The following is a 17,196-nucleotide window of genomic DNA, read 5'->3' on the forward strand; positions in this document are numbered from 1 at the left end:
AACCTCGACGGCCGCCTCAGGGGGCCGCGGCGTCGCCGTGCGCCGGCGGCGCGTCGTCGTCCTCCGCCGCCCCGTGGAAGGTCGCCCAGTCGCCGCCCGACGGCGGCGCCGGCAGGCCGCTGACGATGCCGTCGGCCGGATTCGGGTCGATGCCGTGCCCCTGGCGGTGCAGGTGGGCCTTGGCGATCATGTTGGCCGACACCGGCGCGGTCAGGAACAGGAAGATGGTGATCAGCAGCTCGTGGGCGGACAAGGTCGCGCCCGAGGCGGGGAAGTAGATCATCGAGCCGATCAGGCAGGCCCCAACGCCCAGGGTGCTGGCCTTGGTCGGCCCGTGCAGCCGGGTCATCAGCGACGGCAGCCGGGCCAGCCCCCAGGAGCCGACCAGGATGAAGGCGCCGCCCAGGATCAGCAGGCCGGCGATGACGATCTCGGCGGCGAGGCTCATTCGACGATGTCTCCCCGCAGCAGGAATTTGCAGTAGGCCACGGTGCCCACGAAGGCGACCATGGCCAGCAGCAGGGCCGCCTCGAAATAGATCTTCGTCGCATGGGCCACGCCGAACACCACGATCAGGGCGATGGCGTTGATGGTCAGGGTGTCGACCGCCAGAATGCGGTCGCCGGAGGTCGGCCCCCGCACCAGCCGGAACAGGTTGAGCAGGATGGCCAGGCTGATGCACGCCAGCGCGAAGCCGAGCCCCGCCGACAGGATCGTCATGGGAACACCTCCAGCAGGCGCGATTCGTAGCGCGCCTTGATGCGGGCGATCTCCGCCTCCGGATCCGCCACGTCGAGCGCGTGCACCAGCAGGGCCCGGCCGTCGGCGGAGACGTCGCTGGTGACGGTGCCGGGGGTCAGGCTGATCGTGCCGGCCAGCACGGTGATCGCCTCCGGCGACCGCAGCGCCAGCGGGACCACCAGCCAGCGGGCGCGCAGGTCGCGGTTGCGCCGGGTCAGGATGACCCAGGCGACCTGGAAGTTGGCGATCAGGATGTCGAGCAGGACGATCCCCAGATAGGCCAGCGCGGCCCGGCCGAAGCGGATCCTCGGGCGGTCCGGCCAGAACCGGCTGGTCGCCAGCGGCACGAGCACGGCGAAGACCGCCGCGAGAAACAGGCCGCCGGAGGAAGGCTCGTTGACCAGCAGCATCCAGACGACGCCGACGAGCACGCTCAGGGCCGGGTGGGGCAGAAGGCGGCGGATCATCGGACGCCTCCCGCGGTCCCGCCCAGCACCGCCTCGACATAGGCCTGCGGCGCGAACAGCTGGGCGGCGGCCGCCCCGGTGTAGGCGCTGACCGGCCCGCCGAGGACGGTCAGCGCGACGAGGGCGGCGAGCAGGGCCGCCGCCGCGGCCGGACCGGCGACGGGCCCGCGCAGGGCGCGCATCTCGATCTCGCCGCCGACTTCCGCGCTCTTCCAGAACAGCCGGCTGCCGGCCCGGGCGAAGGCCAGCACGGCCAGCAGGGTGGTGACCAGCACCGTGGCCCAGATCCACGCCGCCCCCGGCGCCGCCCGCACCCCGTCGAGGATCAGCAGCTTGCCGACGAAGCCGGACAGCGGCGGCAGGCCGGCGACGGCGATCGCCGCGAGGAAGAACAGGCCCGACAGCAGCTCGCACTGGCGGAAGCGCGGCGCGACGGTCAGGGCGTCCCGGTGCGCGCCGCGACGTGCGGCGATCAGGTCGACCACGAGGAACAGGGCCGCCCCGGCCAAGGTCGAATGCAGCAGGTAGTAGAGCGCCGGGCCCATGGCCTCGACCCGGAACACGGCGATGGCCGCCAGCAGCACGCCCATCGAGCCGACCACCGCCCAGGCCGCCATCTCGCGCAGGGCCCGGGCGGCGAACAGGCCGGTGAAGCCGATGGCCGCCGTCGCCAGCGCCGCCGGCAGCAGCCACGGCCCGGTCAGGAAGGCCAGCGGTCCGGCGTCGGCGCCGAAGATCAGCGTGCCCGTGCGGATCAGGGCGTAGGCCCCGACCTTGGTCATGACCGCGAACAGGGCGGCCACCGCGCCGGTGCTGGCGGCGTAGGCGCCGGGCAGCCAGAAGTGCAGCGGCGCCACCGCCGCCTTGAGGCCGAACACCACTGCCAGCACGAGGGCCGAGGCGGCGATCAGGCCGTGGTCGGCCGGCGGGGCGGCGGCCACGCGGACCGCCAGATCGGCCATGTTGAGGGTGCCGGTCACGCCGTACAGCAGGCCTACCCCGATCAGGAACAGGGTCGAGCCGACGAGGTTGATCACCACATACTGCACCCCCGCCTTCAGCCGCAGCGGCCCCTGCCCGTGCAGCAGCAGGCCGTAGGAGGCGATCAGCAGCACCTCGAAGAAGACGAACAGGTTGAACAGGTCGCCGGTCAGGAAGGCCCCGTTCAGGCCAAGCAGCTGGAACTGGAACAGCGGGTGGAAGTGCCAGCCCTTCCGGTCGATCCCCGTGGACGCCGCATAGACCATCACGACCAGGGCCAGCACCGAGGTCAGCAGCAGCATCATCGCCGACAGCCGGTCCAGCACCAGCACGATGCCGAACGGCGCCGGCCAGTCGCCGAGCTCGTAGCTGGTGACCCCGCCCCCGGAGGCCTCGACGACCAGCGCCGCGGCGATCAGGACCAGCGTCAGGCACGAGGCCAGGGAAGCGACGCGCGAGGCGTCCAGCCGATGGCGCAGCGCCAGCAGGATGCCGGCCCCCATCACCGCCGGCAGCACCACAGCGGCCGCGATCAGCCAGGGAACGAAGGCGGTCACGAGCCGGCCTCCGCATCCTCGCGGCCGTCCACGTGATCGGAGCCGGTTTCGAGGAAGGTCCGCAGCGCCAGCACGACCACGAAGGCGGTCATGCCGAAGGCGATGACGATGGCGGTCAGCACCAGGGCCTGGGGCAGGGGGTCGGTGTAGGCCTCGGCCGCCTTGTCGTAGATCGGCGGCCGGTTCACCACCAGCCGGCCCATGGCGAACAGGAACAGGTTGATCGCATAGGACAGGAAGGCCAGCCCCAGCACCACCGGGAAGGTCCGCCCGCGCAGCACCAGATAGACGCCGGCGGCGGTCAGAATGGCGATCGACGAGGCGACCAGCATCTCGAGGGTCATCGGCCGGCCTCCTTCGGCGACGGGACGGGCGGCGCACGCGACGGGTCGACGTCCATCGCCTCCAGCGTCTCCGGCGGCGGCGCCTTCTCGGCCCGCTGCGCCACCTGGGACAGCTGCGCGAGGGCCAGCATCACCGCCCCGATCACCGTCAGGGCCACCCCGATGTCGAACAGCATGGCCGTGGCCAGCTCGAACTCGCCGATCAGCGGCAGGGTGAAATAGTCGAAGGCGCTGGTCAGGAACGGCTGGCCGAACGCCAGCGCCCCCAGGCCGGTGGCGGCGGCGACCAGCACCCCGGCCCCGATCAGGCTGTGGTGGTCGGCGCGCAGCCTCTGGTCGGCGAAGGTGAAGCCCGAGGCCATGTACTGCATCAGGATGGCGATCGAGACGACGAGGCCGGCGATGAAGCCGCCGCCCGGCTGGTTGTGACCGCGCAGGAAGATGTACAGCCCCACCGCCACGGCCAGCGGCAGCAGCAGGCGGGTGGCGACCACCAGCATCATCGGGTGGTGCTCGGGCGAGCGCACCGTATCCGGCTTCCACAGCGCCAGCCGCCGCCCGCTGGCCCCGGTGGCCACCGTCTCCAGCAGCGAGAAGATGCCGAGCGCCGCGACGCCCAGCACGATGATCTCGCCGAAGGTGTCGAAGCCGCGGAAGTCGACGAGGATCACATTGACCACGTTCGTCCCGCCGCCGCCCGAATAGGCGTTGTCCCAGAAATAGCCGGAGATGCTGTCGAGCGGCCGGGTCATCACCGCCCAGGCCGCCCCGCCGGCGCCGAGGCCGGCGGCGCACGCCAGCGCCCCGTCGCGCGCCCGCCGCCACGGCCGGCTCTCCGCCGGCGTGGTCTTCGGCAGCAGATTGAGCGCCAGCAGCATCAGCAGGATCGTCACCACCTCGACCGAGATCTGGGTCAGGGCGAGGTCCGGCGCGGACAGGTGGGCGAAGGCCAGCGAGATCACCAGGCCGACGATCCCGACGTAGATCAGCGACAGGTAGCGGGCGCGGTGGTTGACGACCACCAGGGCGGTCGCCGCCACCAGCGCCGCCCAGGCCGCCACCGCCGCCGGCGAGGCCTCGACCCCCGGCCGGCCGCCGACGCTGAAGCCGCCGCCCAGCACGCCGGCGAAGCCGACGCCGACGCAGGTCGCGATCAGGGCCGCCATCGCCCGCTGCAGCGAGCCGTTGTGCGTCGCCTCCACGAACCGCCGGGCCAGCGCGGCGCCGCCGTCCACCGCCGCCTCGAACAGCGCCTTCGCCGCGGGCAGGCCGACGGCGGCGAAGAGGCGCTCCAGCCGTCCGTGCGCGACCAGCGCCGCCGCCCCCAGGGCGATGGCGGCGAGGCTCATGAACAGCGCCGGCTTGACCCCGTGCCAGAGCGCCAGATGCACGTGCGGCGCGGCGCCGCCGGTCACCGCCCCGGCGACCGCGTCCACCAGCGGCCCCGCGGTCAGCGCCGGGAACAGGCCGATGATCACGACCAGCGCGGTCAGCACCGCCGGCGGCCCCCACAGGCCGACGCCCGGATCGTGCGGCGTCTTCGGATAGTCGTCGCGGCGCGGGCCGAAATAGACGTGGACGATGTAGCGCAGCGAATACGCGACCGACAGCAGCGCCCCCAGGGTCGCCAGCGCCGGGAACACCCACGGCTGGCCCACCCAGACGGTGTGCGCCGCCTCCTCCAGCATCATCTCCTTGGAGATGAAGCCGTTCAGCGGCGGGATTCCCGCCATCGACAGGCCGGCGATCAGGGCCAGGGTCCCGGCGATCGGCATCAGGCCGAACAGCCCGCCCAGACGCTTGATGTCGCGCGTCCCCGCCTCGTGGTCGACGATGCCGGCGTTGAGGAACAGCGCCGCCTTGAAGGTCGCGTGGTTGAGGATGTGGAACACCCCGACCACGGCCGCCATCGGCGTGCCGATGCCGAACAGCATGGTCAGAAAGCCCAGGTGGCTGATCGTCGAATAGGCCAGCAGCCCCTTCAGGTCGTCCTTGAACAGGGCCACCCAGGCGGCGAACACCATGGTGACCAGGCCGGTGGTGGCCACGATCAGGAACCAGGCCTCGGTCCCCGCCAGCACCGGCCACAGCCGCGCCAGCATGAACACCCCGGCCTTCACCATGGTCGCCGAGTGCAGATAGGCGCTGACCGGCGTCGGCGCGGCCATGGCGTGCGGCAGCCAGAAGTGGAACGGAAACTGCGCCGACTTGGTGAAACAGCCGCCGAGGATCAGCAGCAGGGCCGGCAGGTACAGGGGCGAGGCCTGGATCGCCTCCCTCTGCTGCAGGATCACCGTCAGGTCGTAGGAGCCGGCGATGTTCCCGAGGATCAGCAGCCCCCCGATCAGGGCCAGGCCGCCGCCGCCGGTGATGGTCAGCGCCATCCGCGCCCCCTGCCGCGCCTCGGCCGACTGACGCCAGAAGCCGATCAGCAGGAAGGACGAGAGGCTGGTCAGCTCCCAGAAGACCAGCAGCAGCAGGACGTTGTCCGACAGCACGATGCCCAGCATCGCGCCCTGGAACAGCAGCAGATAGCTGAAGAACCGGCCCGGCGGATCGGCCGCCGCCAGGTAGAAGCGCGCGTAGACGATGACCAGCAGGCCGATGCCGAGGATCATCCCGGCGAACATCAGGCCCAGCGGGTCGAGGAACAGGTTGAGGTTCAGCCCGAGGGCGGGAATCCAGGCGACCCCCGCCCGCAGCGTCTCGCCGGCCATCACGGCGGGGGCCAGCGCGGCGAGCGTCGCCAGCGCCGCCAGCGTCACCGTCCCGGCCGCCAGGGCCGCCGCATTGCGGCCGCCGCGCATGGCGAGCGCCGGCGCGGCGGCGCCGATCAGCGGAAGCAGGGCGAGCAGAAACAGCAACAGTCGGCCTCGGAAGCGGGGGACAGGCGGGGCGCGGCCCGCCTTGATAGAGGGGCTTGGCGCGGATTTCTCCCCCTTTCGGCCCAATTCGGTCGCGCGATCGGTCGCAGCCGGCCCCCGCCGGGGCTTCGCCGCGGTCCGGCCGGCGCGGCGCCGAACACTGCCCGCCGGCGCAACGATCCTGTCGCCGGCGATCCATTACTGCCGCCCGATCGGCACGAATATTGACGTAAGGTCATCGATTTCTGTCGCTTTTGCGTCACAGTCCGGGCCTGCCCACGGTTGAAATACGGCGTGACCGGTCGCCGCTCCTTGTCGCTGACTCCGGCTTGGATTACCCCGGATGCTGGAGTTTCGCGCTCCATGTAAGGGCGCGGACCAGGGACCAGGAAACGCCGGGCGTCCGCGGACGCCCGACCAACGTCGGGGAGCCGTGCATGCGCCTTACCAATCTTCTTCGCACCACCGTTTCGGCGTCCGTCGTCGGCGCCTGCGCCTTCGGCTTCGCCGGCGTCGCCGCCGCCCAGGACCAGGAGGGGCCGACGACGATCGACGACATCATCGTCACCGCCCAGAAGCGCGAGCAGAACCTGCAGGACGTGCCGATCGTGGTCACCAGCCTCTCGGCGGAGACCCTCGACGACGCCGGCGTCCGCGACATCAAGGATCTGCAGATCCTGACGCCGGGCATGACCGTCACCTCCACCCAGTCGGAAGCCTCGACCACCGCCCGCATCCGCGGCGTCGGCACGGTCGGCGACAACCCCGGCCTGGAGAGCTCGGTCGGCGTGGTGATCGACGGCGTCTACCGTTCGCGCAACTCGGTCGGCTTCGGCGACCTGGGCGAGCTGCAGCGCATCGAGGTGCTGAAGGGGCCGCAGGGCACCCTGTTCGGCAAGAACACCTCGGCCGGCGTCATCAACATCATCACCGAAGCCCCCTCCTTCACCCCCGGGGCCTCGGCCGAACTGACCGGCGGGAACTACGGCGCCCTCGGCGTGTCGGGCTCGGTGACCGGTCCGCTGACCGACCAGCTGGCCTTCCGTCTGTACGCCGGCCACCGCGTGCGCGACGGCTTCTACGGCGTGGACCTGGGCGACGGGCCGCGCACCGAGCTGGACGACCAGAACCAGGACTTCATGACCACCCGCGGCCAGCTGCTCTGGCTGCCGAACGACAACACCTCGGTCCGGATCATCGCCGACTACACGACGCGTGACGAGTACTGCTGCACCGGCGTGCAGATCCGCACCGGCCCGACCTATCCGTTCATCGACGCCCTGTCGGCCGGCCCCGGCCAGCGCCCGCCGGCGCCGGGCTTCGGGCCGCTGCCGTTCTCGCGTCAGGCCTACGCCAACCGCGGCACCGGCCAGGACATCGAGGACAGGGGCCTCTCGGCCGAGGCCAACATCGACATCCCGTCGATGAACGCCACCCTGACCTCGATCACCTCGTGGCGCGACTGGTCCGGCGACATCGGCATGGACGTCGACTACACCGGCGCGGACATCGCCTACCGCGAGCAGAACGGCGGCTACGGGTACACGGTCGAGAACCTGACCCAGGAGCTGCGCCTCGCCGGCCAGACCGACCGCTTCGACTGGCTGGTCGGCCTGTTCGCCACCAAGGAGGACATCGGCCGCACCGACAGCTGGTACTACGGCGCGGACTACACCCCGTTCATGTCGTTCCTGCTGAGCTCGCGCTTCAACGCCGCGAACCCGGCGTTCGCGATCAGCCCCTCGATCATCGGCTGTCTGACCCGCCCGGGCACGACCGCCCCGCAGATCCAGGGCTGTCTGGCCACCGGCGGAACCCAGCCGGCCGCCAGCCCGCTGGCCGCCACCGGCCCGGTCTTCACGGTCGGCTACGGCTATCAGGACGCCTACGAGCAGGAATCGACCTCGTACGCGATCTTCACCAACAACACCTGGCGCGTGACCGACCAGTTCGACCTGACGTTCGGCCTGCGCTACACCATGGACGAGAAGAGCCTCGACGGGCGGCAGCAGAACCTGAACGGCAACGGCACGACCTGCGCCGCCGCCATCGCCAACGCCACGGCTCTCGGCACCGCCTTCCTCAGCGCCAGCACCGCCTCGACGGTCATCGGCAACATCTGTCTGCCGTGGGCCAACGCCGCCTTCAACAACCGGGTCATCAGCGAGTCCTTCGACGACGGCGAGCTGAGCGGCACGATCAAGGGCTCCTACCGCTTCAGCGACGCGGTCATGGCCTACGTCTCGTACGCCCGCGGCTACAAGAGCTTCGGCTACAACCTCGATCGCGTGCAGTCGGGCATCACCCCGACCGCCTCCCTGCTGTTCCCGTCGGAAGTCGTGGACAGCTACGAGGCGGGGGTGAAGATGACCCTGCTCAACCGCTCCCTGCTGCTGAACGCGACCTACTTCGACCAGACCTTCTCGGACTTCCAGCTCAACACCTTCCTCGGCACCGCCTTCGTGGTGGAGTCGATCCCCGAGCTGACCTCGCGCGGCGTCGACGCCGACTTCCTGTGGTTCACCCCGATGGAGGGGCTGAGCCTGCAGGGCGGCGTCACCTGGACGAACACCGAGTACGGCGAGTTCACCGCCGCGGACCTGACCAACCCGGGCAACTTCCCGCAGCTGTCGCTGCTGCCGGGCGCCACGGCCTCGTTCGCGCCGGAGTGGTCGGCGACCGCCTCGATCAACTACGATCGCGACTTCGCCAACAACATGCGCGCCGGCTTCTCCCTGGCCGCCAAGTACATGTCGGACTACAACACCGGCTCCGACCTGCTGCCCTACAAGCAGCAGGACGCCTTCACGACCTTCAACGGCCGCATCTCCTTCGGTCCGACGGACGAGCACTGGACCGTCGAGATCTGGGGGCAGAACCTGACCGACGAGGAGTACGTGCAGGTCGCCTACAACGGCCCGCTGCAGGGCTCGGCCTTCCAGACCACGGTCCAGCCGAACGGCACCTACTACAACCCGGCGCTGGATACCCAGACCTACGACGCCTACCTCGGCCAGCCGCGCACCTACGGCGTGACCCTGCGCCTGAAGTACTGAGTCCCTGTCTCCCTGCGGGAGGCGGCAGCCGGCCGGGGCGACCCGGCCGGCTTTCTCTTTGCGGCGAGGGCGAGCGCGCCGGGCGCGTCAGACCGGCGTGGCGCGGCCGACGAGGGTGAGTCGCTGCGGGGCCCCGGGCGCCATCTCCGTCAGCACCGGATCCGCGCCGCGCCACAGGGTCAGGGCGCCCGCCTCGGCGCGCCAGCCCTCGGCCCGGCCGTCCCCGTCGACGAACAGCAGCAGGCCGCCGTCGAGGGTTCGGCGCGCGTCCGTCAGGTCGATGGCGAAGGCGTAACCGTCGCCTCCCGCCAGCGGCGGCAGGCCGTGGTCGCCCGGGCCATGACGGAGCAGAACCGGCGGGTCCTTCAGCCGGAGGCCCTCGGCGGCGAGGGCCGAGGCGGCGTAGGCGACCAGATCCGCAGGCGCCCCGCTCCGGGCGTGGCCCTCCGCCGCCTCCCAGGCGAGCGGCGTCCCGATCGCCGGCGGCGCGGAGATCCGCAGGCGGCGTCCGTTTCCGGACGACCTCGGCTCCACCTGGACATCGGCATGCGCGCGCATGACCGGACCTTACCGGACTGTAACGCTTCGCCGCAAGTTCGCCGCAATCGCCCTCAGGCCGCGGCGTGGATCCAGCCGGTGATCGACAGCCGCGGCGTCCGCGCCAGCCGGCTGACCATGGAGACGGCGTGGGTCTGCGGGACCGCGAACAGGTTCAGCGCATTGTAGGCGGGGACGTACCCCTCGGCGACGTGGCCGTCGTCGTCCAGGAACATCAGCACGCCGCCCCAGTCCGCGCGCCAGCCGGGCGTGAGATTGAGCACATAGGCGTACAGCCGGCGCTCCAGCGGATTCTCGTCGCCGTGCGCGGTGAGAAAGTGGCCCGGCAGGTACCGGGTGGCCATCACGTCGGCGAAAGCCAGGCGGTCGTCGCCGGTCAGCTCCGCCGCCATGCCGAGAAAGGCGGGACCGTTGATGAAGTCGTGGATCGCCCGCATCGGCGCCGCGACGGGGCGACCTGCGCCGAGTTCGGCCGAGATGCGCACGGTGTCGAAGACGTACTGCAGCCGGTCCGTGCTCGAATCGGCGAGCGCCCGCTCGAGCTCGATCCGCTCGGGATCGGGCAGCGCCTCCAGCTCCTCCACGCTGAGGTCGACGTCCCGGCCGTCCTCGAGGTGGATCGAACGGGTCCAGCCGCCCGCTTCCCGCAGGGCGGCGTGCAGCGCGGCCGCGCTGGGGGCTTCGAGGATCCCGGGGATGTGCAGCCGCCGATGGCGCTGGAACACCGGCCGAAGAGCCGCGGCCCTCAACGTCGGGTCGAGGCGAAGGGAGAGGGCAGGGGACACGTGCGGCCTCGAGGATCAGGCCCGCACAAAGGCCGCCGTGGCCGCGCCCCGCAAGTTAAACTTTTGCAATTCCCGCGTTTTCGGCGGGAAAGGCCGCCGGCGCGATCAGGCCTGTTCCTGCGCCGCCGGCCGCTCCGCCGTCTGCATCCGCCGCGCCGCCAGCCGGCCGCCCAGCCGCCGCTTCACCCACCCCGCCAGGTCGTCGACGATGGTGAAGATCGACGGGATGTAGAGCAGCGACAGGAAGGTCGACGAGATCAGCCCGCCCAGCACGGCGATGGCCATCGGGGCGCGGAATTCCACGTCGGCGCCCCAGCCGATCGCCACCGGCACCATGCCCGCGCCCATGGCGAAGGTGGTCATCAGGATCGGCCGGGCCCGCTTGTGGGCGGCGTCGAGGATCGCGTCGTACCGCGGCATCCCGTCCTTCTCGGCCATGATCACATAGTCGACCAGCAGGATGGAGTTCTTGGCCGCGATGCCCATCAGCATCAGCACCCCGATCAGGGCCGACATGGAGAAGCTGGTTCCCGAGATCGCCAGGGCGATGATCGCCCCGCCGACGGCCAGCGGCAGGGCCGCCATGATGGTCACCGGATAGGCGAAGCTTTTGAACAGCAGCACCAGCACCGCGTACATCAGCAGGATGCCCGAGCTGAAGGCGATGGCGAAGCCGGTGATCATCTCCTGGATGAACTCGGCGTCCCCGGCCGGCACCTGCCGCACCCCGGCGGGCAGGTTCTGCACCGAAGGCAGCTGCTGCACCCGCTGCGACGCCGCGCCGGTGGTGATCCCTTCCAGCTCCGCCGTGATCGAGGCGATGCGCGAGCGGTCCTGACGGCTGACCGTCGCCGGCCCCGCCCCGAACTGGATGTCGGCCACCGACCCCAGCGGCACCGTTCCGCCGGTGGCGGTCGGCACCTGCAGGGTCTCCAGCACCGACAGCTCGTTGCGCGCCTCCTCGGTCAGCTGCAGCCGGATCGGCACCTGGCGGTCGCCGAGATTGTACTTGGGCAGCGCCTGCTCGACGTCCCCGATGGTGGCGACGCGGATCGCCTGGGAGATGTCCGCCGTGGACACCCCGGCCAGCGCGGCCCGGTCCGCGCGCGGCGTGATCAGGATCTCGGGCCGGGCGATGGCGGCGGTGTTGACCACATTGGCCAGCCCCTCCACCCCGCGCATGTCGCGCTCGACCGCGCGCGCGGCGGCGTTCAGCGTCTGCGGATTGTCGCCGAGGATGGCGAAGGTGTAGCTGGTCCCGTCGCTGGGGCCGCCGCCCTGCTGGGCGATGCCGGCCCGCACCCGGATGCCGGGGATGCCCTTGAACTCGTCGACCATGACCCGCTGGAATTCCTGCTGGCTCAGGTCGCGGTCCCCCTTGGGCACCATGTCCGCATAGACGTTGGCCTGGTTGACGTCCTGGCCGCCGATGGCGGCGTAGACCGAGGTCACCTCCGGCCGCGCCCGCAGCTCGCGCGTCACCCGCTGCACCACGGCGTCGGTCTGGCGCAGGGTCGAACCCGGCGGCAGCTCGACCTGGAAGGCCGCGCGCGACTCGTCCGCCGGCGACATGAACTCGAACGACAGCTGCGCCACCCCGGCCAGCACGAAGGAGGACACCAGGAAGGCGATCCCGGCCACGAACACCTTCCACCGGTTGCCCAGGGTCCACTTCAGCGCCCGCAGATAGTTGGCCATCCACGGCGGATCGCGGTCCTCGTGCTTGCTGTGCTTGAGCATGTAGGCCGCCATCAGCGGCGTCAGCGTTCGCGCCACCAGCAGGGAGAACAGCACCGACACGCAGGCGGCGAGGGCGAAGGCCTTGAAGAACTGGCCGATGATCCCCGGCATGAAGCCCACCGGGGCGAACACCGCGACGATCGTCGAGGTGGTGGCCAGCACGGCCAGGCCGATCTCGTCGGCGGCCTCCATGGCGGCGGGGTAGGGCGGTTTGCCGTCCCGCATGTGCCGGACGATGTTCTCGATCTCCACGATCGCGTCGTCGACGAGGATGCCGATGGTCAGCGACAGGGCCAGCAGGGTCACGCCGTTCAGCGACTGCCCCATCGGCGCCAGCACCGCGAAGGTCGGGATCAGCGACATCGGCATGGCCGTCGCCGCGATCACCGTCGCCCGCCAGTCGCGCAGGAAGATGAACACCACCACCACGGCGAGGGCCGCGCCCAGCGCCAGCGCCTCCAGCGAGGCGAGGTAGCTCTCCTCGATATACTTCACGCTCGAGGTGACCTGGGAGATCTCCAGCTCCGGGTGGGCCTCGTCGATGCGCGCCACCTCGGCCCGGACCTTCTTCGCCAGGTCGACCTCCGACGCCTCGCGCGAGCGCAGGAAGTTGAAGGTCACCGCCTCCTGGCCGTTGTAGCGGGCCAGCCGGCGCGGCTCGGTCCACTTGTCCTCGACCGTGCCGAGGTCGCCCAGCCGCACGGTGCGGCCGCCGCCCAGCGGGATCAGGGTCTCGCGCAGCTGATCGACCGAGCCGGCCGCGCCGAGGGTGCGGATCGACCGCTCCGAACCCGACACCGTCACCCGGCCGCCGGGCATGTCGCTGTTCACCGCGGTCAGGGCCTGGCTCACCGACTGGGCGGTGACGCCGAAGGCCGCGAGGCGGTCGGGGTCCAGTTCGACCCGGATCTCGCGATCCACCCCGCCGGAGCGATTGACCTCGCCGACGCCGCCGAGGCCGAGCAGGGCGCGGCTGACCTCGTTGTCGACGAACCAGCTGATCTCCTCCGGCGTCATGGTCGGCGAGCGCACCACCCAGGTGATCAGGGCGTCGCCGGTGATGTCGATGCGCTGGACCGTCGGCTCCTGCATGTCCTGCGGCAGCGACGCCCGCACGCTGCTCATGGCGTTGCGGACGTCGTTCGTCGCCCGCTCGGTGTCCGTCGACAGCTCGAATTCGATGGTCGTCGAGGACACCCCGTCCGAGATGTTCGAATAGATGTGCCGGACGCCGGAGAGGCCCGAGATCGAATCCTCGATCAGCCGGGTGACCTGCACCTCCATCTCGCTCGGCGCGGCCCCGGGGCGCACCGCCGTCACCGCCACCAGCGGGAAGTCGATGTCGGGGTTGTTGTTCACCCGCATGCCCATGAAGCCGACCACCCCGGCGAGGGTCAGCAGCACGAACAGCAGGATGATCGGGATCGGATTCCGGATCGACCAGGACGAGATGTTGCGCATGCCTCGCCCCTACTTCTTCGCGGCGGGGGCGGCGGCCGGCGCGGCCGCCGGCGCGCGGGCCGGCGCGGCCGCGGCCGCCACCTGCACCCGGTCGCCGTCGGCGAGGAAGCCGGCCCCCTCGACCACCACCCGCACGCCTGCGGGCAGGCCCTCCACCGCGGTGCGCTGCTCCGCCCGCGACAGCACGGTGACCGGCTGGAAGCGAACCACGCCCCCGTCGGCCAGCACGAACACCCCGGCGCGGTTCTCGCGGTACAGCACCGCCGCCGTCGGCACCGTCAGGGCGGGGCGGCTGCCGGCCTCGATGCGGGCGCGGGCGAACATCCCGGGGCGGAAGCCGCCGGCGCCGTTCAGGGCGATGCGGGCGACCCCCAGCCGGGTCTCGGCGTCGACCTCCGGGGTGACGATCCGCACCCGCCCGGTGGTCTGGCCGACCTCGTCCGAGGAGATGGTCGCGCCCTGTCCGGCCTGCACCAGCCCCAGCTCGGTCTCCGGCACCCGGGCGTCCAGCTCCAGCCGCCCGTCGCGGACGATGCGGAACAGCTCGGTCCCGGCCGCCACGATCTGTCCGCGGGTGACGCTGCGGCTGATCACCAGCCCCGACACCGGGGCGCGCAGGGTGGCCTGCGACAGCCGCGTCTGCGTCTCCCCCAGCGCCGCCCGGGCCGCCGCCAGATTGGCCTGCGAGGCCCGCTGGTTGGCCAAAGCCGTGTCCAGCGAGGCCTGGCTCAGGAAGCCGCGCTCCTTCAGCTCCTGCGCCCGCGCCAGGGCCGCGTCGTCGCGCGCCGCATTGGCCTCCGCGGTCTGGACCGCCGCCTGCTGCTGCCGCACCTGGGCGCGCAGCAGGGCGTCGTTCATCTGCACCAGCGGCTGCCCCTGCCTGACGTAGGAGCCCTCGTCGACCAGCACCGAGGTGGCGGTCAGACCGCCCGTCTCGGCCCCGACGGGCACCTCCTCCCAGGCCGAGATCGTGCCGGAGGCGTTCACCACCCGCGGCAGGTCCTGCAGCGTCGGCGAGATCACCGTCACCGTCTGCCCGCCGGCGGGGGCCTTCTCGGCGCCTGTGTCGCCGTGCCCGCCGCAGGCGGCGAGAGCGCCGAGGCCGGCGGTCAGGGCGAGGGTCGCCAGGGTCCGGTGGAGGCGGAGGCTGATGGCCACGGTGTATCCCCTTGGGCCGGCGGAGGAGGGCGCCGGCGCGCGCGATGGGCCGCCGCTCGGGCGCCCGGTTGTCATCCGCCGTTGAATAGCGTTTCCCGCGCTCCGGCGAAACCCGCCTTGCGGGCCCTTACGACGAAGTAATCCGTAACAAAATCAGTAGCCGTCGGTTGCATCGCGGAGGGGCCGTTGGCGCTTTTCCTGCGCCCGTGCTAGGCGCCGCGCCATGCCGACCCCGCCCATCGACCGCATCCGCAACTTCTCCGTCGTCGCCCACATCGATCACGGCAAGTCGACCCTGTCCGACCGGCTGATCCAGTTCACCGGCGGCCTGACCGCGCGCGAGATGCGCGAGCAGGTCCTCGACAACATGGAGATCGAGCAGGAGCGGGGCATCACCATCAAGGCCCAGACCGTGCGCCTGACCTACAAGGCCAAGGACGGTCACGACTACGTCCTCAACCTGATGGACACCCCCGGCCACGTCGACTTCGCCTATGAGGTCAGCCGGTCCCTCGCCGCCTGCGAGGGTTCGCTGCTGGTCGTCGACGCCTCCCAGGGCGTCGAGGCCCAGACCCTGGCCAACGTCTACCAGGCCATCGACAACAACCACGAGATCGTCCCGGTCCTCAACAAGATCGACCTGCCCGCCGCCGAGCCCGAGCGGGTCAAGGCCCAGATCGAGGAGGTCATCGGCCTCGACGCCTCCGACGCCGTGCTGTGCTCGGCCAAGTCCGGCATCGGCATCGAGGACGTGCTGGAGGCCATCGTCACCCGCCTGCCGCCGCCGAAGGGCGACGCCGCCGCCCCGCTGAAGGCCATGCTGGTCGACGCCTGGTACGACCCCTACCTCGGCGTGGTGCTGCTGGTCCGCGTCTTCGACGGCGTGCTCAAGGCCGGCCAGCGGGTCAAGTTCATGCAGAACGGCTCGACCCACCTGGTCGACCGCGTCGGCGTCTTCCTGCCCAAGAACACCCCGGTCGATCAGCTCGGCCCGGGCGAGGTCGGCTTCATCACCGCCCAGATCAAGGAGGTCGCCCACGCCGCCGTCGGCGACACCATCACCGACGAGAAGCGCCCCACCGCCGAACCGCTCAAGGGCTTCAAGGAGGTCCAGTCGGTGGTCTTCTGCGGCCTCTTCCCGGTCGACGCCGCCGACTTCGAGGACCTGCGCGCGGCCATCGCCCGCCTGCGCCTGAACGACGCCAGCTTCACCTACGAGATGGAGTCCTCGGCCGCCCTGGGCTTCGGCTTCCGCTGCGGCTTCCTCGGCCTGCTGCACCTGGAGATCATCCAGGAGCGCCTCAGCCGCGAGTTCAACCTCGACCTGATCGCGACCGCCCCCTCGGTGGTCTACAAGATCGAGCTGCGCGACGGCTCGCACATCGACCTGCACAATCCGGCCGACCTGCCCGACGTGATGCAGATCGTCGAGATCCGCGAGCCGTGGATCAAGGCCACCATCCTGACCCCGGAGGAGTACCTCGGCGGCGTCATCAAGCTGTGCCAGGACCGCCGCGGCGAGCAGAAGGAGCTGACCTGGGTCGGCACGCGCGCCATGGTCGTCTACGACCTGCCGCTGAACGAGGTCGTCTTCGACTTCTACGACCGGCTGAAGTCGATCTCGAAGGGCTACGCCTCCTTCGACTACGAGCTGGCCGACTACCGCCCCGGCGACCTGGTGAAGATGAACATCCTCGTCAACGCCGAGCCGGTCGACGCCCTGTCGATGCTGGTCCACCGCAGCCGCGCCGAGACCCGCGGCCGCGGCATGGTCGAGAAGATGAAGGAGCTGATCCCGCCCCACCTCTTCCAGATCCCCATCCAGGCGGCCATCGGCGGCAAGATCATCGCCCGCGAGACCGTCCGCGCCCTGCGCAAGGACGTGACCTCCAAATGCTACGGCGGCGACGCCACCCGGAAGAAGAAGCTTCTGGAGAAGCAGAAGGAGGGCAAGAAGCGGATGCGCCAGTTCGGCAAGGTGGAGATCCCGCAGGAAGCCTTCATCGCCGCCCTGAAGATGGACGAGGACTGACCCCGGCGGTCGCTCAGCGCGCCCCCGTCAGGTCACTCCACCGCCAGCGGCCGGGGCCGAGCGCCAGCCGCACCGCCTCCGGCCCGTCGCCCAGCGCCAGCACCGCATAGCCGCGCACCGTCTGGCGGCGGCAGTCGGGCGGGCTGAAGGCGGTCTCCACGGCGAGGGCCTGCCGCACCCCGGCCAGCCCCTTGCCGGCCTCGCCCGGGGCCGTGACCCAGTCGCCGTTCCAGACCAGCAGCGCCCGGCCGCCGCCGGTCCCGGCCAGCGCCCGCCGCGCCGCCGCCGCCACCTCCGGATCGTCGCGCAGGGCCCGCTCCAGCCGGCCGACCATGTCGCAGGGCCCGCCGCCGGCCGCTCCGCCGCCGCCGCCCGCGCCGCCGCCGCCCTCGCCGGCGCCGGGACCGCAACGTCTACCTCGAGATTCAGGGCCACACCGACGCCGCCGGCGA

13 protein-coding genes are annotated in these 17,196 nt (G+C 71.2%); 2 read left to right on the top strand and 11 right to left on the bottom strand.

Annotated elements, in window-relative coordinates:
- Positions 1-16: 16 nt before the first annotated feature.
- The 6 genes from H2038_RS08035 to H2038_RS08060 are packed head-to-tail and all read right to left on the bottom strand — an operon-like array spanning position 17 to position 5,954.
- On the bottom strand, positions 17-448 hold the full coding sequence (locus tag H2038_RS08035) for a Na+/H+ antiporter subunit G (RefSeq protein WP_292111388.1): 432 nt from the start codon (positions 446-448) through the stop codon (positions 17-19).
- The gene (locus tag H2038_RS08040) at positions 445-720 is read right to left on the bottom strand and encodes a K+/H+ antiporter subunit F (RefSeq protein WP_292111391.1); all 276 of its coding nucleotides are present in this window, start codon (positions 718-720) and stop codon (positions 445-447) included. The genes H2038_RS08035 and H2038_RS08040 overlap by 4 nt, the downstream gene beginning before the upstream one ends.
- Entirely contained in the window at positions 717-1,208 is a 492-nt protein-coding gene (locus tag H2038_RS08045) for a Na+/H+ antiporter subunit E (protein ID WP_292111394.1), read from the bottom strand. Before H2038_RS08045 ends, H2038_RS08040 begins: the two co-directional genes overlap by 4 nt.
- Positions 1,205-2,746 carry a monovalent cation/H+ antiporter subunit D gene (locus H2038_RS08050; protein ID WP_292111396.1) on the bottom strand — a complete coding sequence of 514 codons (1,542 nt, stop codon included), beginning with the start codon at positions 2,744-2,746 and terminating at the stop codon, positions 1,205-1,207. The genes H2038_RS08045 and H2038_RS08050 overlap by 4 nt, the downstream gene beginning before the upstream one ends.
- Positions 2,743-3,090: a Na+/H+ antiporter subunit C gene (locus H2038_RS08055; RefSeq protein WP_292111398.1), complete on the bottom strand. Its 348-nt coding sequence runs from the start codon at positions 3,088-3,090 to the stop codon at positions 2,743-2,745. The genes H2038_RS08050 and H2038_RS08055 overlap by 4 nt, the downstream gene beginning before the upstream one ends.
- Positions 3,087-5,954 carry a monovalent cation/H+ antiporter subunit A gene (locus H2038_RS08060; RefSeq protein WP_292111400.1) on the bottom strand — a complete coding sequence of 956 codons (2,868 nt, stop codon included), beginning with the start codon at positions 5,952-5,954 and terminating at the stop codon, positions 3,087-3,089. Before H2038_RS08060 ends, H2038_RS08055 begins: the two co-directional genes overlap by 4 nt.
- A 437-nt stretch (positions 5,955-6,391) precedes the next feature.
- On the opposite strand from H2038_RS08060, the gene H2038_RS08065 reads away from it, so the two are divergent.
- Positions 6,392-9,010 (top strand): TonB-dependent receptor, encoded by a 2,619-nt coding sequence (locus tag H2038_RS08065; protein WP_292111402.1) that lies wholly within the window; start codon positions 6,392-6,394, stop codon positions 9,008-9,010.
- Between the two features lie 87 nt (positions 9,011-9,097).
- Here H2038_RS08065 and H2038_RS08070 read toward each other — a convergent pair whose 3' ends face one another.
- The 4 genes from H2038_RS08070 to H2038_RS08085 form a co-directional block, all read right to left on the bottom strand.
- Positions 9,098-9,568, bottom strand: a complete 471-nt coding sequence (locus tag H2038_RS08070) for a hypothetical protein (RefSeq protein ID WP_292111405.1) — start codon at positions 9,566-9,568, stop codon at positions 9,098-9,100.
- A gap of 53 nt (positions 9,569-9,621) precedes the next feature.
- Positions 9,622-10,293 (bottom strand): 2OG-Fe(II) oxygenase family protein, encoded by a 672-nt coding sequence (locus H2038_RS08075; RefSeq protein WP_292111407.1) that lies wholly within the window; start codon positions 10,291-10,293, stop codon positions 9,622-9,624.
- A 165-nt stretch (positions 10,294-10,458) separates the two neighbouring features.
- On the bottom strand, positions 10,459-13,554 hold the full coding sequence (locus H2038_RS08080; protein ID WP_292111409.1) for an efflux RND transporter permease subunit: 3,096 nt from the start codon (positions 13,552-13,554) through the stop codon (positions 10,459-10,461).
- Between the two features lie 9 nt (positions 13,555-13,563).
- Positions 13,564-14,712: an efflux RND transporter periplasmic adaptor subunit gene (locus tag H2038_RS08085; protein WP_292111412.1), complete on the bottom strand. Its 1,149-nt coding sequence runs from the start codon at positions 14,710-14,712 to the stop codon at positions 13,564-13,566.
- A 223-nt stretch (positions 14,713-14,935) separates the two neighbouring features.
- On the opposite strand from H2038_RS08085, the gene lepA reads away from it, so the two are divergent.
- Complete coding sequence (gene lepA / locus H2038_RS08090; RefSeq protein ID WP_292111415.1) at positions 14,936-16,744, top strand: translation elongation factor 4; 1,809 nt, start codon at positions 14,936-14,938, stop codon at positions 16,742-16,744.
- 13 nt (positions 16,745-16,757) lie between these two features.
- Here lepA and H2038_RS08095 read toward each other — a convergent pair whose 3' ends face one another.
- Positions 16,758-17,078, bottom strand: a complete 321-nt coding sequence (locus H2038_RS08095) for a hypothetical protein (RefSeq protein WP_292111417.1) — start codon at positions 17,076-17,078, stop codon at positions 16,758-16,760.
- Between the last annotated feature and the right edge of the window lie 118 nt (positions 17,079-17,196).

The sequence above is a fragment of the Brevundimonas sp. genome (assembly GCF_013912005.1).
Classification (GTDB): Bacteria; Pseudomonadota; Alphaproteobacteria; order Caulobacterales; family Caulobacteraceae; genus Brevundimonas.

What these genes read in the sequence shown, in the direction of transcription:
- H2038_RS08035 (WP_292111388.1), bottom strand. Translation starts at nt 448, where the DNA reads ATGAGCCTCGCCGCCGAGATCGTCATCGCCGGCCTGCTGATCCTGGGC.
- lepA (WP_292111415.1), top strand. Translation starts at nt 14,936, where the DNA reads ATGCCGACCCCGCCCATCGACCGCATCCGCAACTTCTCCGTCGTCGCC.
- H2038_RS08070 (WP_292111405.1), bottom strand. Translation starts at nt 9,568, where the DNA reads ATGCGCGCGCATGCCGATGTCCAGGTGGAGCCGAGGTCGTCCGGAAAC.
- H2038_RS08065 (WP_292111402.1), top strand. Translation starts at nt 6,392, where the DNA reads ATGCGCCTTACCAATCTTCTTCGCACCACCGTTTCGGCGTCCGTCGTC.
- H2038_RS08045 (WP_292111394.1), bottom strand. Translation starts at nt 1,208, where the DNA reads ATGATCCGCCGCCTTCTGCCCCACCCGGCCCTGAGCGTGCTCGTCGGC.
- H2038_RS08040 (WP_292111391.1), bottom strand. Translation starts at nt 720, where the DNA reads ATGACGATCCTGTCGGCGGGGCTCGGCTTCGCGCTGGCGTGCATCAGC.
- H2038_RS08055 (WP_292111398.1), bottom strand. Translation starts at nt 3,090, where the DNA reads ATGACCCTCGAGATGCTGGTCGCCTCGTCGATCGCCATTCTGACCGCC.
- H2038_RS08095 (WP_292111417.1), bottom strand. Translation starts at nt 17,078, where the DNA reads ATGGTCGGCCGGCTGGAGCGGGCCCTGCGCGACGATCCGGAGGTGGCG.
- H2038_RS08080 (WP_292111409.1), bottom strand. Translation starts at nt 13,554, where the DNA reads ATGCGCAACATCTCGTCCTGGTCGATCCGGAATCCGATCCCGATCATC.